The sequence below is a fragment of the Nostoc sp. LEGE 12454 genome (assembly GCF_056620565.1).
Map to the genome: position 1 here is coordinate 96,009 of NZ_JBWQXL010000004.1, position 16,995 is coordinate 113,003.

The window sequence follows — 16,995 nt, forward strand, 5'->3', positions numbered from 1 at the left end:
CAATTGAACTATAACCTAATTATCGAACCAAAACTAAGATTTTTACCATAATGCTAAACTCTTAAACTTATCTTTGCGCCTCTAGTCTGTGCGTGACATACTTCAACAAGGAAACAAAACACTTCCCAACTTTTCACGCCCCAAGCGATCGCTCACTTCACCCCGACAAACAACCCGAACTCCATTAATATAAACCGCTTGCACAATCTCATCCGAACCACGCTTAACCATCCGAGGTTCACCATCTAAAACGGGATCTGATATCTGCACCTGCGGGCTAATTGGCTGATTTAAAGCATTGGGATCGAGTAAAACTATATCTGCTTTCGCACCAACTTTGAGAACTCCCGTATCAAGATGAAACCAACCAGCAGGTTCTCCGGTAACGCGGCAAATCGCAGCTTCAGGTGAAAGAAACTTGGTTGCAACTGCTTGTTTGAGCAAAGACAAAGCTCCATCATAGTAGCCCAGATTACGCACGTGAGCGCCAGCATCGGTAAAACCAGGCAAAATATGCGGATGCTGCATCATCGCTAAACGGGGTTTTAGGCGATCGTTTGCTCCTGTCGCCAACCAGCGTAAATCTGTATCGTATTTTTGTAATGCGTGGATAAATAAATCCACTGGTTCTTGTTGCTTTTGACGAGCAATTTGGGCAAAACTTAACCCTTGCCAACTTGCTTCGGGACAGTGAATAACTTCCATCAAATCTAACTGACGATGGAATGATTTACGCCGTTTACTCAGCCATTCTTGGCGAAACTGACGACGAAATATTTCCGATGCCCATAGTTGTTGCCTTTCTTCTCGTGACTGACAGCCATTGAGTTGTGCGCCTGTGGAGAATTCTTCAAATAAGGGAGTCACAGATCCATCAGAGTAAATAGTGAAGGGTTCGGTTAGGGTTTGAAACCGCACATTACCATTTAGAAGCCGATTCCAAATAAAAAGTAGGGGGGAAAATATTCGCCATAGGTTGCGATCGTGTACGGCATCTAAGGCAGATAGGACTGTTAGCCGCAGTGGTTTTTGTCCAATCCCTGAACCCATACGCAGAATATCCACAAAGGAAGCAAGGCGTTGTAAATTGGGTGTGACTTGAAAAACGCGATCGCACCGCCGACATAAATCCGCTAACATTGCATATTCTTTAAATTTGGCGTGTTGAGAGGGAATTGTACAGCCTTGCCATTCTCCACTCATCCGATGCCAGGGAAACATATCAATAGAAATGCCAATAAAGCCAGCATCTATTGCATCTCTGGCTATGCGCTGCATAAGTTTTAGTTCAAATTTTGTCGGCTGAACCGTTAAACTGCGTTCTAATCCCATCACATGAGCGCGTAAGGCACTGTGTCCAAACATTGGGGCAACATTGGGGCCAAGGGGTAACTGTTGCAAATGCTGTAAATATTCTGCTGGTGTCTGCCATGAAACCGACTTTTGTAGCCATTTTGCAATCAGCCGATGGGAAAGTGTCTCTACCCTCTGAAAAATATCAGCTAGGATTTGGGGTTCTGCGATCGCAACAGACAAGCTACAGTTACCAATAACCACGCTGGTAACACCATGACGAACTGATTCGCTCAATCCTGGTGCAATTTCTAACTCTAAATCGTAATGAGTATGAATATCTATAAATCCCGGTGTCACCCATAACCCAAAAGCATCAACCACTTCACGCGCTGGAGTAGTTAAGGAGGGTGCGAGGGTGACAACGTGGCCGTTTTGAATGCCGATATCTTTGCGAACAGGTGGAGAGCCTAAGCCATCGAAAATTAACCCGTTTTGAATCAGCAAATCTAACATGATTGTTTGTTTTCCTTTGATGTCGCCACCGGAAAGGGCGGGTACGCCATCGCACTACAGTATGACGCAAATATTCATTGCTACATCTTATACTACATAATCAGGAATCCCTTCAAGCGATCGCTTAGAGTGGCAGACGTTACTTAACTTTCATATACATCGAAGCAGGCATTTTTGTAACTAGCAATTTCAGTTATCTATATCTGTCTTATGTAATAAGTCCTATACCTACCCTAAGTAGGGTTATCTATCTATATTTGTTCGTTAAGTTGTATGAAGTAATGAAAGCAAATTTCTCAGTTACTTACTGAGGAAATCAGAATACCCTTAACTTAGTTGGAGTTTTTTATGACTTACACAATTGATGAAGCAACAAGACCAGCTTTAGAAACTTTTCAACGCTTTGATGTAGATACTCAGCTAGCCCTACTTTGGTTCGGTTATCTCGATCTTAAAGAGAAGCTACAACCAGCACCTCCCCCAAGCGTTGAAGCTCCTGCAAAAGCAGTGTTTGACAAATTCCTGGACTTGTCTAAAGAAGAGCAACTGCAAGCACAACGCGATATTATTAATGGTGCAGCTAACGATATCAGCCAAACCTATAATAGTCTAAGTCCCAATGCCAAATTAGACGTTTGGTTTTTGTTGGCACAAGGAATGGAGGATGGAAGCATAATTCAAGTGCCCTCCGACTATCAACTTCCTGGTGAAACGGATGAATTTGTCGCATTGATCAAAAATCTGGAGTTTGAGCAACGGATTAATTTCATGTTGAGTGCTGTTGAAGCAATGGGTTAGTCAAGCCCAACAACTCTCAAGCTTTCTAGAATTGAAGATAACTCAAAGTACCAAATTAAGCTAGACTTGGCTGTTTTTGCTCTACTTTAATAGTCTTTAACTTAGAACTACCGCAGAGATGCTCATCTTTGCGGTAGTCTTGATGGAAGTTAATATCTGTCGGTTCGCTCATTTTATAACAGTTTTCATGCATTTGAACCACATTGATTGTAGGAGTGCAAAGGCCTTGCGCCCATAGATAGCGCTTGATTCTGATTTTTCCAACCGCACGATCGCATTATAATCAGGTATGCCTTCGAGCGATCGCGATCTTTTTAAGCTTTCAACAGATTATATTTTATAAATCTTTAAAGCAGTAGTTGAAATAAAAATCCCTGCCACAAACAGTTGACAGGGATAGAAGTTTTGAGATATAGCTTATCTCTTAGCTAACAAAATCTTTGTGGGCAGCGACAAGCATCTGAGCTTGCCTTAAAACGTTTCCGAATAAATAAAAAGGAATCTGCCAAGCTGCAACGGTAACTTCTTTGACTATATCTTGTACGCTAACTGCGATTAATTCATGCTCTGGCGGCTCTCCCTCAATTGTACCAGACCAAGTAAAAGCTAATAAGAAATCATCGTCTCCAGGCAAGGATGCAATCAAACATTCTTCTGGTGTTGGTTCGCAAATAATTCCATAATCATTTGCAAGTTCTACTAATCGTTGAAATTTGTTTCCGTTTGTCATTTGTTCTTAGGATGTAATTGAATCTCAGTTTTAGAAGAAATCATATTTTGAACTCCAGAACTCAAGTGAGTTGCTACATAGCAGAAATTACGAATTATTAATTATTCGTTGAAAATTATGAGTTATTGGAGTTGGATCGGGCTTAAGTCCAAAATATTACCGCGATCGCTTGGTTGTATCAGCAACAATTGTTACTGTTTTAGAAAAAGCTAGACTACCTACTTTTTCGGTTTACCCTATTTACATACACCTCCATTTGTTACCATTTCAAGATTGATGCCTTAATCTCACCCTAGCTGACGCAGTGCATTGAGAATTGCGATCGCTTTTGGGGGAACTGCTGTAAACCTAAGCAGAAAAAGATGCTCGTCAACATTAGACTGTTCAATCACCTTGGCATAGATATCTTCTTCTGTAGGCATTTCTGCTTCAATTAATAACTTGAGTTTCAGATTACTCAAGAGTTCTAAAGAATGTGGCGATTGCAGCTGCGCTCCTTTTTCTGAGAGGCTAATCAATTCCCCCATAAATACTGTTCCTACTGCATGTTTTCCCTGCAAAATGGAATATTTTACAGGTACTTTTTGAGTAAGAATGATCATTTCTTCATCATATTTAGGCAAGAATAAATTATATTTACCACCAATGCCACGAATTTCACAAATTGTCACAGGGTGTTTTATGCCCTTGGGTTCTATTTGTAATTGTCCAGCAATTTGTAGGTCAATATTGGCATCCTTACAGGTATTTTCGGAAATTAAAATCTGTCCTCCCACTGTATAAGATTCAATTCGAGCAGCCAAATTAACATGACTGCCAACAACTGTATATTGAGCGCGTTTTTGAGAACCAACATTTCCCGCTACAGCCTCGCCTGTATTAATCCCAATTCCCATTTCCAGAATTGGGAAATTCATTTGCTGATTTTGTTCATTCACTTGCTCCATTGCTAATTGCATGGCAAGAGCACAGGCGATGGCTCGTTGAGAATCATCCTTGCGACTAATTGGCGCACCAAACACCACAAAAATACCATCACCCATAAACTCATTAATCGTGCCTTTATACTGGTTAATTACATCTGTCATTATTCCCAGATAAAGATTCAAAATCTTTACTACTTCTTCCGGGGGCAATTGTTCGGAAAAAGCTGAAAAGCCTCTTAAATCAGACACGAGAACCGTAACTTTTCGGCGTTCTCCTCCTAGCTTTAACCCAGAAGGAGTTTCGAGGATATTGGCGACGATTTCATCAGTTAGATAGCGGCCGAGGGTTTTTCGCATCTCGGTAGCACTTTGAGCAATATACTGAGTAAGTGCGATCGCCGAACTTCCAAAAGCCAGTAATGAAGGTATAACGGGAATCCACCAACCAGCCAAAAACGCCAAAAAGCTGCTACCAATTAAACCCCCACTCGCAAGACAAACACTAAGAGCCATCAAGGTTTTCTGGTTGCTACTATGGCGTTGCAGCCAACACAAGCTAGCGCCAATAATTGACCAAATCAAAATTAATAGCCATTCTAGCGGCTCAGGTAAACACTTAATCAATGGACGACCTTCCATCGCCGCACTTAAAATTTGACTAATCAAATTAGCATGAATTGTGACACCCGCCATCCGTTCTGGGTCAGTCAAGACATTACTGCTATAAGGGGTATAGAATAGATCCTTCAAACTCTCAGCAGTAGCACCAATTAATACCACCTTATTTCGCATTAAATCTCGTGGGATGAGATTGTCTTGCACTTCGGTAAGAGATACTTTAGTAAACTGCTGTATCCGTCCTCGGTAATTCAACAGCACTTGATAACTTCCGGCATCGGCTCGGACGTAACCTCCATCATTAGCTTCAAAAATTGGAAAAACACCCCGATTTAACTGCAAGTAATTAGAGTTAGTTGCCGATGGCTTGGCAGTAATACCTTCAGGTTTCAAGTACAGCAATGCCAGTTTTAACCCAAAGCTTTCTAGAATCTCGTCATTATTTAAGTTGACGTACAATAATGCTCGTCGAATTTTGCCATCTCCATCTATGGGTAAATCATTTGACCCAATTTGATTAAGTTTCTTTAGTTCTGGAGATGAATCAACCGCCGAACTATCAATAGTATCAGAGACTTTTTGGACTCCAATCAAATTAGGAGTAGACTTAAACACCTTAAGTAAGTCTTGATGACCGGGATTTACAGGTAAATCACGATAAATATCTAAACCAATCGCTCTGGGTTTATGCTGTTTGATTTTCTCTAACAAACTAGCAAGTTTTCCATCAGGCATAGGCCACTGTCCCTGCTTGCGGACATCTGCCTCATTAATCTCAACTATGACGATGCGGGTATCAGCCGACTCTCGTGGACGAAGGAGAAAAAATTGATCTAGTGCTGCCAATTCCAACAATTGCAGTAATCCAGTCAAGCGTATTGCAATCACCAGGGCTGTAATATTGGGAACAGCAAGTAAAACACCCCGCCATTGCCAGATGTGCGGTTTCAGCTTTGCCCACATAATATTTAGTGCTGAGTGCTGAGTTAGGAGTTAGGAGTAGAGACGTGATTAATCGCGTCTGTACAAGAGTAGGGAGCAGAGGAGCAGAGGGGCAGAGGAGCAGGGGAGCAGCACTTCTCTACGAGACGCTGCGCGTAGCTTACTTCCACGAAGTGGTACGGCTACGCTCAGTGACCGAGGAGCAGGGGAGAAGTTGCAGTAAATTTTTCCCCTGCCCCTTTGCACCTCTACCTCTCTGCCCCTCTGCCTCTTCCCCTCTGCCCCGTGCCCAATGCCTCATGCCCTTCTTTCGTAGATGTGCAACAATCAATCAATGGTTCGGAAGCGATCGCACTCAAACCTACAGACTTGAAAAATTGTTTCCAATCCAGCCTCGCTTTGAAATTATTCGGCTCAGTCCGGCGTAGCTGCACCAAACTAGTCAGCGCTTCATGCCAAATCCCAGCTTCTGCATAGATAGTGGGCAACTTGTACAAATTCGCCTTTGCTAACGCCTCTGACAAGGTTGCTCCTGGTTGAGTGCGTTCCACCCAACCATCTACAGTCGGATTTTCACTAGAGTCTTGATTATCACAAATAATTGTTAGATACCAATGATAAGTTTTACCTACAGCGAGTGCAGGGGCACTGTCAGGAAGTTTAAAGCTAATAATTCCCGATTTATTTGGAAGTGTAAAAGAGGTTTCATAAAATACGTTCTGGTCTTCAGTCAAGAGCAGAAACTTGGCTGTTTTGAGTTGGGATGGAGGTATATACCAGAAAAATGTTGGATGTTGAGCAAATGTCAGCCCTAATTTATTTGGAGGTATTAAGGGAGTTATTAGTTGTTTACCTTTTAGGCAAGAGCTACCACGGGTAGAACCACCAGCACTTGCGGGAAGTTTTCCCCGCTGTGGTGGTTTAAATGTTTGACTAACTTGCCAAGTTTTATTGGCATGGTACGACTGAGCTTGTACTTGTGCTGTTAAAGCAGAAAGCAAATACAAAGGTAAGGAAAAGGGTACAAAATATAAAGATGGTTTCATCCATTTCATATTGATAATGCCTGAGTTCTAGATTAGTCAGGTGAATAAATCAAGTATTCCCAAAAGCAGAGTTAGATTTTTCACTCAACTACAGAACTATTTATTGGGCATTGGGAAGAGGGGCAGAGGGGAAGAGGGGCAGAGGGGCAGAGGGGCAGAGGGGCAGAGGGGCATTCGGTCACTGAGCGTAGCCGAAGTGACCGAATGCTCCCCTACTCCCTACTCAAATATATGGTGAAACATCTTCCCCGCATTTATCTGCTAAATAGGAGAGGGCACGAAAACGTAAGCCTACCAGTTGCTCATATAACGGGTTAATTTTACACATCGGTGGGATATGCACAATCTTGCGTCCAAATAGGGTGACATCTCGTTCAAAGGGACACTGGGCGGGAATCATTTTACACAAAAAGCGGGCTACTCTTGGGTCTTGGATATCTAGCCCATCGAGCCAGTCTTGCAGGGGGTGTAGGGCATTAATTTGACGCTTTGTCAGCCCAGTGCTGGCGATAGTGGGGGTAATTTGCTGTGGGTGTTCCAGAGTGTGACGAAGGGCTTCGAGTAACTTCTCTGGCTGCTCCAAGGCTTGACAGAACTGTTGCAGAACCTCATCTTCGCTGGGAGAATAAGTACCATCTGCGATCGCTACCATTATCGCTGTCCTTAAGAAATTTTCTGCTGCTGGTGTACCTTTACCCAACGCTGCGGCTAATTCCTCTGGCGTAATTACCTCTAGTGAGTCAAATTTAATCTTAGGAGCTAATTCATTTTCGGTGATGCTGGCAATTAATTCCTGTTCTTGATCGTCAAAATTACCATCAGCCCAAGCAATAGTAAGCAGTCCACGCAACCAAGCGGCAATCTGTTCGCTGCTGTAGGGGGATTGAACGGTACTTGTCATAAACTCACGTCTCAAGCTTTCCTCAGTCACTACTACGCTACCCTAACCAGTGACTATGAAGATAGTGGAAGCAGCACAGAAAAATAAATCAGAGAAGTTTTCAAATCCCAATAGTCGGTCTTAAGGTAAAATTCATTTGTACCGTTATTGAGAATTTTTATATTTAAACTGAATTTGCTCGGAGTATCTCAAATATTCATAAGGTTCAAGACTGTAATTTGCGCTACAGAGCGAGCGAGTTTTCTCACTATGCGAACCTGCCAGCTAAATATCGCCGACGCTTTTCTCTAATAAATCGTTTACTGATGTTACTTGCTTCTCTATGGGATTGCGATCGCTTGGCATTAGTGAAATTAGGTTAACTCTAAAAAATTAAGGTATAGAATGTTTTTCTTTGGCATTGAACATGAAGTCGCGTTCTTGAACAATGAGGGAAAATTTGCTGATTTTTCCCACACAAAATTTGCTGATTTCAATCAAATTATTGCAAGGCTACCTACATACCCCAGTGACTATCCTCAACTCCGCGTTGGCGATGCGGGTATTAAGATGAAAAGATGGTACATTGAGGGATTTGAAAGATTTGCGGATTCTGATGAAGTCATAGACTGTCATGTTAAAGGTATTGAAATTAGAACAACTATTCATTCTAATATCCAAGGCGCTGTTGCTGAATTATCAGAAAGTTTTGACTTACTACGTAAGGTTGCGGCTGACTTTGGCTTATCACCAGTTTTGGTTAGTTTCAATCCCTACAATCCAGCTTTTGAGCCTCAACCCCCATTAAACAATTATGAAATCAAACAGCTAGAAGCTTATCCTGACGAACAAACTGCTAATATTCACATGGTATCTTATGGGCCAGATTTAAATATTTCAGTAGCAGATTTTTCAACTGAAGATGCGATCGATATTGGTAGAAAGTTCACTTATTACAGTCCCTATATCGTTCCTTTTAGTTATAGCTCTCCCTTTTATAATGGAGGCTTATGGGATGGGCTATCGGTACGAACATTTATCAGAACTGGCAAAAGACCAGCTACTCTGGTTTTTGTTCAAAAAGAAGAACAACTGATTAATAGCATACCTGCCTTAACAAAAATTGCCCGCATTCCGGCGGAAGTGGGACGCATTGAATTTAAGGCTTGTGATAGTTGTGATAATTTTTTAATCTATGCGGCTTTGCTGATATTATTAAAAGGTTTGGTGTTAGATGAAACCTTACCGGGTAGAGCAACTGTACCCGATGCAGCGTTACACCAACTTTCTGCAAAAGAAGCGTTTGAAAACGAAGATATTTTGGAAAATGCGACAAAAGTCTTGCAAGCAGCCGAACTTGCTTTAGGAGATGACCCAGATGTTCGTTATTTAACGCCCTTAAAAGTGCTGCTGGGAAATGGAAAAACAAGATCCCATGAATTAATAGAAATGTTTCATCAAGTAAATTCAATAGAAGAGGTTATAAGGCAGACTTATCAAATTTAAAAAAAAGATTTATTTTTCTCCTTTTATTTATTAAAGGTAATTAAGGAGAGTCTTTATATAATAAATTGATACTTTACAAATGTCCTCTAAGGTGCATATTACTTCAATTCCTTTAATTTGATAAAGTCCAGCTAACTGAACATAAATAGTATAGCCATTAGCTTGAAAAAACTAGATTAAGTCGATATACCTAGAGACTGATTTTATTATAACTAAAGATGCAGTAAACTTCATTCTAGAGATTGATGCATACCCTAGCTTTTTCAAAGTAAAAGTGTAAACAGGGAACTGAAATGAAGGATTTCAATTATGAAATCTAATGATTTTGCTAAAGAATTAAGGTGGTATTTGCTTATTATCCCTTACTAATCCGATGCAGAAATACAAAATCTCTTCGTCAGGTTCGTTTTTGAAGAACTTCTAAATTGAAGCGGAGCTTGCCAGTTTTATTATTGCTTAAAATTGCTAAGTAAAGGTATATGCTTCGCTCTTTCACTGAAAGTTCTGCGTTGTTAAAGCTGTTATTGAGGATTTCAAATGAAGATGATTACTTCTGTTTTATCTATTTTCCGTCCAGTACGTTTTCTAGTAGTAGCTTTTACTTGTGCTCTAGTATTATTCTCTAATGCATTTCCTGCTTTTGCAATCGATAGCTACCAAAGTCATCCCACTGAAGGTACTACACAACTGCTTGATATTCAGCGCAAAACTGACGAAGCCGCTAAAGAACCACCAGAAGGATTGAAAGAGACTCAAAAGGAGACTAACGAAGGACTCAACGAGGTTCAAGGAGCCGCTGATATTGACAAGCAGAAGCGTCCAGAAAATTCACAGGGTGCTACCTCTGTAGAAGAAAAAGCAAAGAGTTTCTTAGAAAAAGTTACAGGTAAGTAACAGAGTTAATACCTTGGTAATTTTTTGGTAGTAATGGGTGATTGCATGAAAGCAGTGACCCATTACTACTTTTTAATGTGGCGATCGCAACTGAAATTAAACATAAAAATATGTTCATCCCTATTAAGGTGTAAGTATAGCTATGGAATGTGATGATTAATCTAAACTCATAATGTTTCCTTTGGTCGATGTGGATTATGGGGAAAATTTGGCAAGTTAATAAATAAGTTTGCTTAGGGATGGAAAATAATGCGTGCGATAAACATTGGTTTGACAGACGAACAGCGTCAAGGTGTAATTAATCTGTTAAATCAAGATTTAGCAGATGCCTATTTACTGCTGGTGAAAACCAAAAAGTATCACTGGGATGTCGTTGGCCCTCAGTTCCGCTCTTTGCACCAGCTTTGGGAAGAACACTACGAAAAGCTGACTCTAAATATTGATGCTTTGGCAGAGCGGGTTCGTGCTTTGGGCGGTTATCCAGTTGGTACATTAGAGGGATTTCTCAAGCTTGCTACCCTCAAAGAACATGCTGGTAATGTGCCCACAGCAACAGGGATGGTAGCTAATTTAGTGGACGATCACGAGCAGGTTATTCGTAATTTGAGAGACCATGTAGATCAGTCTGGTGAAAAGTTCCACGATCAAGGAACTGCCGACTTTTTGACTGGACTACTCGAACAGCATGAAGAAATAGCTTGGATGCTGCGTTCATTTATTGAAGGCGAGGCAATAGATGCAGATGGCAGACAGCCAACAGCAGGGACTAAGACTCCCGTAGGTGTATAGCTCATAACATCTGAGTTAAGCAAGGCTGCATGTGAAATCAGTTGAGGGACGATCGATTCCTCCCTCTATTGATGTGAAAGAATTAAGGTGATTTCTAACAAAGAATCTACCCAGGTTGACGAGTTTCGACTTCGCTCAACTCTCGATTTTTTAGTTGGTTGAGCGAAGTCGACAACCAACGGCAGCGGTAGATTTATTAACGAAAATTGCCTAATCTGCCTGGATCTACTCATTCACCTTGCGAATTTTGGAATTGAAAATTGGTTCATGCGCCAATCCCACTTAACGCCAGTCCGCTCAAGTCGGAAATTCCGCCTACGCGGCTAGCTCCTTTATGCTGGGGAATCCATCTAGCGCAGTGGCTCATCCTTATCGGTGTAGTCAATCTAAACAATAGACATCTTGCAAAAGTAACTTTTGCTTTCCGGTTGGGGAAAGGTTAAAGGTTAAAGGTAAAGGGGAAATTCCATCCCTTTTCCCTTTAACCCTTCCCCTTTCCCCCACTTCTGCAAGAAGTCTAATATAAATAAAATTGATTGGTCATCATCATTGCCAAAACAACATAATACAAGGAGTTTTTAAGTGTCAGAAGTATACAAAGCAGAACGTACTATTTCTGCTGTATTCAAAGAGCAGAAGCAAATTGATGATGTGATTCGACGTTTATTAGACAGGGGTGTGCCTAGAGATCATATTTCGGTCATGGGCAGAAATTTCCAGTCGGAAACGAGAATTGCTGGCTTTATTAGTAAAAAAGATGTGATAGTGGGAGGTTTGAGAACAGGAGCAGTTTTTGGTTCTTTGTTTGGTTCCTTTCTCAGCTTGCTTACGGGTGTAGGCTTATTGTTTATTCCCTTTGTCGGGCCAATTGTGTCAGCAGGGCCTATTAGTGCAGTGCTGTTGGGGGCTGCTAGTGGAGCGATCGCAGGTAGTGCAGGTGCAGGTCTAGTATCGGTTCTGACTACTTTGGGAATGCCAGAAGATAAAGCGGCTATCTACCAAACTCGCTTACAAGCTGGCGAATTTTTCGTGATGGCAGAAGTTCCGAGCGATCGCACTGGCGAATTTCAATTGCTGCTCGAAAGTGCTGGTGGCGAAGAAATTAACACGATTGAGAAAACTCTAGCTCGTTCTTGTTCTGGACAGTGTAACAGTCCAGCAGACTTGTCTCCTGAAGTTCGCGCTCATCTTTCTGATGAAGCCCAGAGTACATTCATTGAACGATATAATGCTGTACTTAATGAAAAAAGTGACGAGTTCACAGCCGAACAAGCTGCTTGGGAGACTGTTCATCAACAATATGAAGAAGATGAAAATGGTGTCTGGTCTAAAGCTAAGGTCAAAGCCTAAAGAAGGAAGGAGGCAGAAGTCGAAACAGTGCCTCTTGCCTCTCTTGTTATGCTGTGCAAAACAAGATATCAGGGATTGATAACAAATAAATTATCCAATATTGTGGGGTGGGCTTTGTGGCTTACCCCGCCAAAAGTAAGTATATTGGCAATAATATGGGAATATTTGTAGATATTTATACGTATAATGGCAGGCTATCGCACTTAGATAGAAATTGCCTACTCTGGGACTAGTTTGCATAACTTTGGGTACATTACCGCAAATGCGCTGATACTTTAATTTCCCCTCTTCATAAATTCCGCAAAAACACCGTTACGCTATTTGTGTTTGCGATCAAAACTTAGAGCATCCAGTTTATTAGGGCGGATTTATGACCAACCCTGTAAAGACGGTTATCCAAGTCAATCTGGAGATGGCTCTAGAAGTAGCTCAAGAATTGGAGCAAGCTCCATACACTCAACTCGGTGCTTATTGTTTAGAGATTTTACGGGAAATCGGATGTGCTGGTACTGAACTCCCAGTTAACTTACAAACTCGCGATCAGCAGCTAAACTTTATTACAGGCTTTGCATCTTATGCTTTTGGGGAGGTACAAAGTGTATAAAGCATTAATTGATGATATATTTTCTGATTCAGAAGATACAGAAGAAACTACCTTCCCTGCCACAGATGAAGATTTATTAATCTTAACAGAAAAATTTTTAGGGTTTGAAATTCCCTCAAAGGTTTTCTTGCAAGCCATAGCCATTGCTGATTACGACGGTGCAGCTGCTTTTCGCTACGTTGATAATTATTTGACTACTCTCAAGAATAAGAATAAGCGTAAGCATAAGAAATTACTTGTGTTAGGTTGTTCGACTAAGTTTGAAAATAATTGAGGTGCTTATTCACAAGCTAACTAAAAACCAATACGATTTAGATAAGATAATTTGCACGGCTGATGTAGAGGCGTTGTATTGCAACGTCTCTGCACATTTGCCCTAAAAAGACAATAAACAACAATAACAATTTATCTAGAGTTAGTGGCAGGGCAAAGGCATTTTATTTACAAATAAAAAATAAAAAGGATTCTCAAGTTATCTAATTGAAGAAGGCAGGAGGCAGAGGGCAGAAGACAGTATTCCTTTTGCCCTCTGCCTTTTTCGATAACTGTAAAACTTGATGAGATTATAAACAAAACAAATCCGATCTTCTCTAAAAAGATGAATTAGCTTATTTTAAAATCTATAACTCTTTAGTAAAAATAAAAAACTCATCAATTGGATACATAACCGTGAGTCATATCTGAACAGGGTTTTGGTGAATTCAACTCTTATCCAGACTTGTCAATATTTAGATGCATTTACACTGCTAATCAAGTGGATTGAGCATCTGGTTATAAAATCGTCTTATTCCTTTCCTAAGAAGGCATTAATCCCTCTTGCAAATCTTAGAAAAGTCCGGGTAATGGATAGCTTTACCAAAGAGAGAGGTTAAGCCTCACTATATTAAGAAACGCTATATAGCAATCCTAAATCATTTGTGAAAATTATATATCTCTTTCTTTTTTCTTCCTTTTGCGTCCTTGGCGTTCTTGGCGGTTCGCTTCCTTATCTATATTTTTCACGACTCATTTAGGATTGCTATATAAAATTTGAAACATTATTTTTTTAATAAACAAACAAGTATATAAAACATATATCTAAAGAAATAGATTGCTTAAAAACTAACTAAACAAACACTGTCTAAAACATCACAAATTAATTTAACACCAGACCATACTTTAGGCAGAAGGGTAAGAAAATTAATTCAGCTAACTTATTAATTAAATAACAACTTTTCGGCTCAATACTTTTGATTTAGATCCTTGCTTGGAGTTGAGAAATAGAAAATTTTTCTATATTTCAACAAATAGCTTAGTAGCATAAGAACCATTTAACTTCAAACTCAGGCTCAGGAGATACCAATGAACTTAAACCACAGTAAAAATTTGCTCAAAATGCTTGCTAGCCTCGTGGGAGTTGCTAGTACTGGTGCTTTAATAAGTCTTCCAGTATACGCTCTGCCCCAATCCATTTCTAGAAATTTGGAAACTAGTCAAGTCCTCATAGGTGATAGATTGTACTCTCAAGCAGGGCAATCTACAGGAGGTGATTCTACCACCGGAACGCAGCAGTATCCAAATAATGGCACTAGTGGAAGTGGTACTAGTGGAATAAATAATGGTACTAATGGAACACAGCAGTACCCAAATAATGGCACTAATGGCACTAGTGGAACTGGTACTAGTGGAACACAGCAGTACCCAAATAATGGCACTAGTGGAATAAATAATGGTACTGGAACACAGCAGTATCCAAATAATGGCACTAGTGGAACAAATAATGGTACTACCGGAACGCAGCAATATCCAAATAATGGCACTACCGGAACGCAGGACAATACAGGAGGTAACAACACTACAGGTGGACAAAACACTGGTGGAGGTGTCAGAGCGCTCTGGTAATTTCTTAGCCCTATACGATATGGGCTAGAGAGCTTGTTAAGCTTGCTTCCTCTACTTAGATGATTTCAAATCATGACTGTTATCAACAGTAAATGCAGTAGAAAAGATGAGATTTCCTATCAATTGATTCAATTTCTACTGCAACTACTTTTGACAATTTTATTTTACTTTCCTCACAAAATTACATATCTAATGCTTTGACTATTCTGTTCATCAGAATGATTCCTCAAATAGCTACAGAGTATAATAAGCTCAAAAATTAAATAATTGATAATTAACTTGGTACTAAAATATTGATAGACAAAATTTAGAATTTGAAAATGTTCAAGCAATTAGATAAGTTAGTTATTTTTATTTGTGCATCTGGATTAAATTTTAATCCGGCTATGTCGTTAGCTTCTGAACTAAGAGTTCCTTCTTATACTTCAACTAAAAATTTAGTCTCTCAAGCGGCTAATGGTAATATTAATAATAATTTAATTATTCAACCTCTTCACCTAGAGATCAGCCTTCGCAACCGTCGAGTAACCCTATATCGAGGAAAAAACCGAATTAAAAGTTATCCAATAGCAGTAGGTCGCCAAGACTGGGAAACCCCAATTGGTAATTTCCGAGTGCGTACAATGTTAGAGAACCCTACTTGGATAAACCCTTTTACAGGTAAAGCTATCCCAGGAGGAGACCCTGAAAACCCACTTGGCAAATATTGGATTGGATTTTGGACAAACGGTAAAAATTGGGTTGGCTTTCACGGTACCCCTAATCCTGATTCAGTAGGTAAGGCTGCCTCACACGGTTGTATTCGGATGTACAACAACGATGTTAGAGAATTATTCTATCAGGTTAATATGGGAACACCAGTTACTGTGGTGCGATAGCTGATATAGGGTTATGACGAAAGTCTTAGTCGAGGGTAGCTAGTTATTAACCCAAGTTGCGGCTTTTCATTTTAATCCAAAATCTAAAATCTCAAATTGTTCGGTCATTACAAATTACAGATTAGTATTACTTCTCGCAAGACAAACTTGTTCATAGCTTTTACCAGCAATATCCCAAGTGAATTCTGTTTCTACCAGTTGTCTGCCGTTGTGAGACAATTCTGAACGCAGATGTGGACGATCGAATAGTTGACTAATCGCGGTGACGTACTCTGCGGGTTTATTAGCTCGTAATGCCCGTAATGGATGACTTGCAGCATCTACAGCTAAACCCTCTAAGCCGCGATCGCTGGCTACTACAGGTATACCAGCTGCCATTGCTTCTAAAGTTTTATTTTTAATCCCAAACCCAGTCCGCATCGGTACAACGCAGATGGTGGCTTGATGTAAATATTCTGCCATCGAAGGTACACGCCCCAGCACATTAATTCCTGGTTTTTTATCAAGTGCCAAAACTTCTGCTACGGGATGAGAACCGACAATATCGAAAGTTGTATTGGGATAGAATTTTTGGATTTCTGGCAAGACTTCGTTGCTGAAAAAGCAGACAGCATCAATATTTGCTAAGTTATCCATTGCCCCAATAAAAATTAAGCGATGTCCTCCTGGATCGGTGGTACGGTTAGGGAAAGAAACTAAATCTACACCATTGGGAATAACTGCAATTTCACTATTGGGGTTGAATTCTTGTAGTTGAATTTTATCTTCTGCTGTTGTCGCCACAATTGCCGAAAATTTAGCGCAGTAGTTTTGCTCATAACGCCGCAAAAGTGGGAGATTAATTTTGTCTCTGAGTGAATTTTCTGAAATGCCTGTTGCTAGTTGGTTCCGACAGGTAGCGTAAACGGAACTATGAACATTAACAATAGTTTTTAGCTGTTTCTGAAAATGTGGCTGCACATAAATTTCATTGACGCTATGTTCGCAGGTAATTACATCGCATTTTCCCGCTTCCACCCAGTTATCAACCCATGTTTGCATCTCAACTGAGTAGCGGTTAAGTACACTTGGGGGTGTTCCCTGCTGCAAAAATCTCCCAAATCGCTGTATTTTCTTCAGTATTCCGGTATTTCGAGAATCTGGTGGGCGTTCAAAAATAGCTAGACGATCTACACAATCGCGTAACCCTGCTACTTCTGCGTCTGTAACATCGCCCTCGCGTTGAGTCGCGAGGGTAATGGTATGTCGTTGACTCAAATACTTGAGTAAATTAAATGTCCTGACTTGGGTTCCTCCGCGCGTTGGTGGGTAGGGAAAGGTGGAAGATAGCATTAAAATGTTCAT

The 16,995-nt window shown here is 40.5% G+C and carries 15 protein-coding genes; 9 read left to right on the plus strand and 6 right to left on the minus strand.

The window, feature by feature from the left end; translation table 11 throughout:
- Positions 1-102: 102 nt before the first annotated feature.
- Positions 103-1,809, minus strand: a complete 1,707-nt coding sequence (locus tag AC1F2U_RS05915; RefSeq protein ID WP_480260264.1) for an N-acyl-D-amino-acid deacylase family protein — start codon at positions 1,807-1,809, stop codon at positions 103-105.
- 348 nt (positions 1,810-2,157) lie between these two features.
- On the opposite strand from AC1F2U_RS05915, the gene AC1F2U_RS05920 reads away from it, so the two are divergent.
- Positions 2,158-2,607 carry an orange carotenoid protein N-terminal domain-containing protein gene (locus AC1F2U_RS05920; RefSeq protein ID WP_480260265.1) on the plus strand — a complete coding sequence of 150 codons (450 nt, stop codon included), beginning with the start codon at positions 2,158-2,160 and terminating at the stop codon, positions 2,605-2,607.
- A 424-nt stretch (positions 2,608-3,031) separates the two neighbouring features.
- Here AC1F2U_RS05920 and AC1F2U_RS05925 read toward each other — a convergent pair whose 3' ends face one another.
- The 4 genes from AC1F2U_RS05925 to AC1F2U_RS05940 all read right to left on the minus strand — a co-directional run bounded on the left by AC1F2U_RS05925 (position 3,032) and on the right by AC1F2U_RS05940 (position 7,770).
- Positions 3,032-3,337 carry a hypothetical protein gene (locus tag AC1F2U_RS05925; RefSeq protein ID WP_322709499.1) on the minus strand — a complete coding sequence of 102 codons (306 nt, stop codon included), beginning with the start codon at positions 3,335-3,337 and terminating at the stop codon, positions 3,032-3,034.
- A gap of 287 nt (positions 3,338-3,624) precedes the next feature.
- Positions 3,625-5,844, minus strand: coding sequence for a CHASE2 domain-containing protein (locus AC1F2U_RS05930; protein ID WP_480260266.1), 2,220 nt, complete (start codon positions 5,842-5,844; stop codon positions 3,625-3,627).
- A 227-nt stretch (positions 5,845-6,071) separates the two neighbouring features.
- Complete coding sequence (locus AC1F2U_RS05935) at positions 6,072-6,878, minus strand: DUF928 domain-containing protein (RefSeq protein ID WP_480260267.1); 807 nt, start codon at positions 6,876-6,878, stop codon at positions 6,072-6,074.
- A 214-nt stretch (positions 6,879-7,092) separates the two neighbouring features.
- Entirely contained in the window at positions 7,093-7,770 is a 678-nt protein-coding gene (locus AC1F2U_RS05940) for a Mo-dependent nitrogenase C-terminal domain-containing protein (RefSeq protein WP_480260268.1), read from the minus strand.
- Between the two features lie 384 nt (positions 7,771-8,154).
- Here AC1F2U_RS05940 and AC1F2U_RS05945 point away from each other — a divergent pair, with 384 nt between their 5' ends.
- From AC1F2U_RS05945 to AC1F2U_RS05980, 8 genes are all read left to right on the plus strand, one after another.
- The gene (locus AC1F2U_RS05945) at positions 8,155-9,255 is read left to right on the plus strand and encodes a glutamate-cysteine ligase family protein (RefSeq protein ID WP_480260269.1); all 1,101 of its coding nucleotides are present in this window, start codon (positions 8,155-8,157) and stop codon (positions 9,253-9,255) included.
- A 537-nt stretch (positions 9,256-9,792) separates the two neighbouring features.
- Entirely contained in the window at positions 9,793-10,149 is a 357-nt protein-coding gene (locus tag AC1F2U_RS05950; protein ID WP_480260270.1) for a hypothetical protein, read from the plus strand.
- A 249-nt stretch (positions 10,150-10,398) separates the two neighbouring features.
- Positions 10,399-10,938, plus strand: coding sequence for a Dps family protein (locus AC1F2U_RS05955; protein WP_335006436.1), 540 nt, complete (start codon positions 10,399-10,401; stop codon positions 10,936-10,938).
- 582 nt (positions 10,939-11,520) lie between these two features.
- On the plus strand, positions 11,521-12,288 hold the full coding sequence (locus tag AC1F2U_RS05960) for a ChaB family protein (RefSeq protein ID WP_480260271.1): 768 nt from the start codon (positions 11,521-11,523) through the stop codon (positions 12,286-12,288).
- A gap of 370 nt (positions 12,289-12,658) precedes the next feature.
- Positions 12,659-12,892 carry a hypothetical protein gene (locus tag AC1F2U_RS05965; protein WP_094352841.1) on the plus strand — a complete coding sequence of 78 codons (234 nt, stop codon included), beginning with the start codon at positions 12,659-12,661 and terminating at the stop codon, positions 12,890-12,892.
- Complete coding sequence (locus AC1F2U_RS05970; protein ID WP_480260272.1) at positions 12,885-13,166, plus strand: hypothetical protein; 282 nt, start codon at positions 12,885-12,887, stop codon at positions 13,164-13,166. The genes AC1F2U_RS05965 and AC1F2U_RS05970 overlap by 8 nt, the downstream gene beginning before the upstream one ends.
- A 1,067-nt stretch (positions 13,167-14,233) precedes the next feature.
- Positions 14,234-14,773 carry a hypothetical protein gene (locus tag AC1F2U_RS05975; protein WP_480260273.1) on the plus strand — a complete coding sequence of 180 codons (540 nt, stop codon included), beginning with the start codon at positions 14,234-14,236 and terminating at the stop codon, positions 14,771-14,773.
- Positions 14,774-15,093: 320 nt separating this feature from the next.
- Positions 15,094-15,651 carry a L,D-transpeptidase gene (locus tag AC1F2U_RS05980; protein ID WP_480260274.1) on the plus strand — a complete coding sequence of 186 codons (558 nt, stop codon included), beginning with the start codon at positions 15,094-15,096 and terminating at the stop codon, positions 15,649-15,651.
- A 114-nt stretch (positions 15,652-15,765) separates the two neighbouring features.
- Here the strand turns inward: AC1F2U_RS05980 and AC1F2U_RS05985 are convergent, their stop codons facing one another.
- On the minus strand, positions 15,766-16,995 hold the full coding sequence (locus AC1F2U_RS05985) for a glycosyltransferase family 4 protein (RefSeq protein ID WP_480260275.1): 1,230 nt from the start codon (positions 16,993-16,995) through the stop codon (positions 15,766-15,768).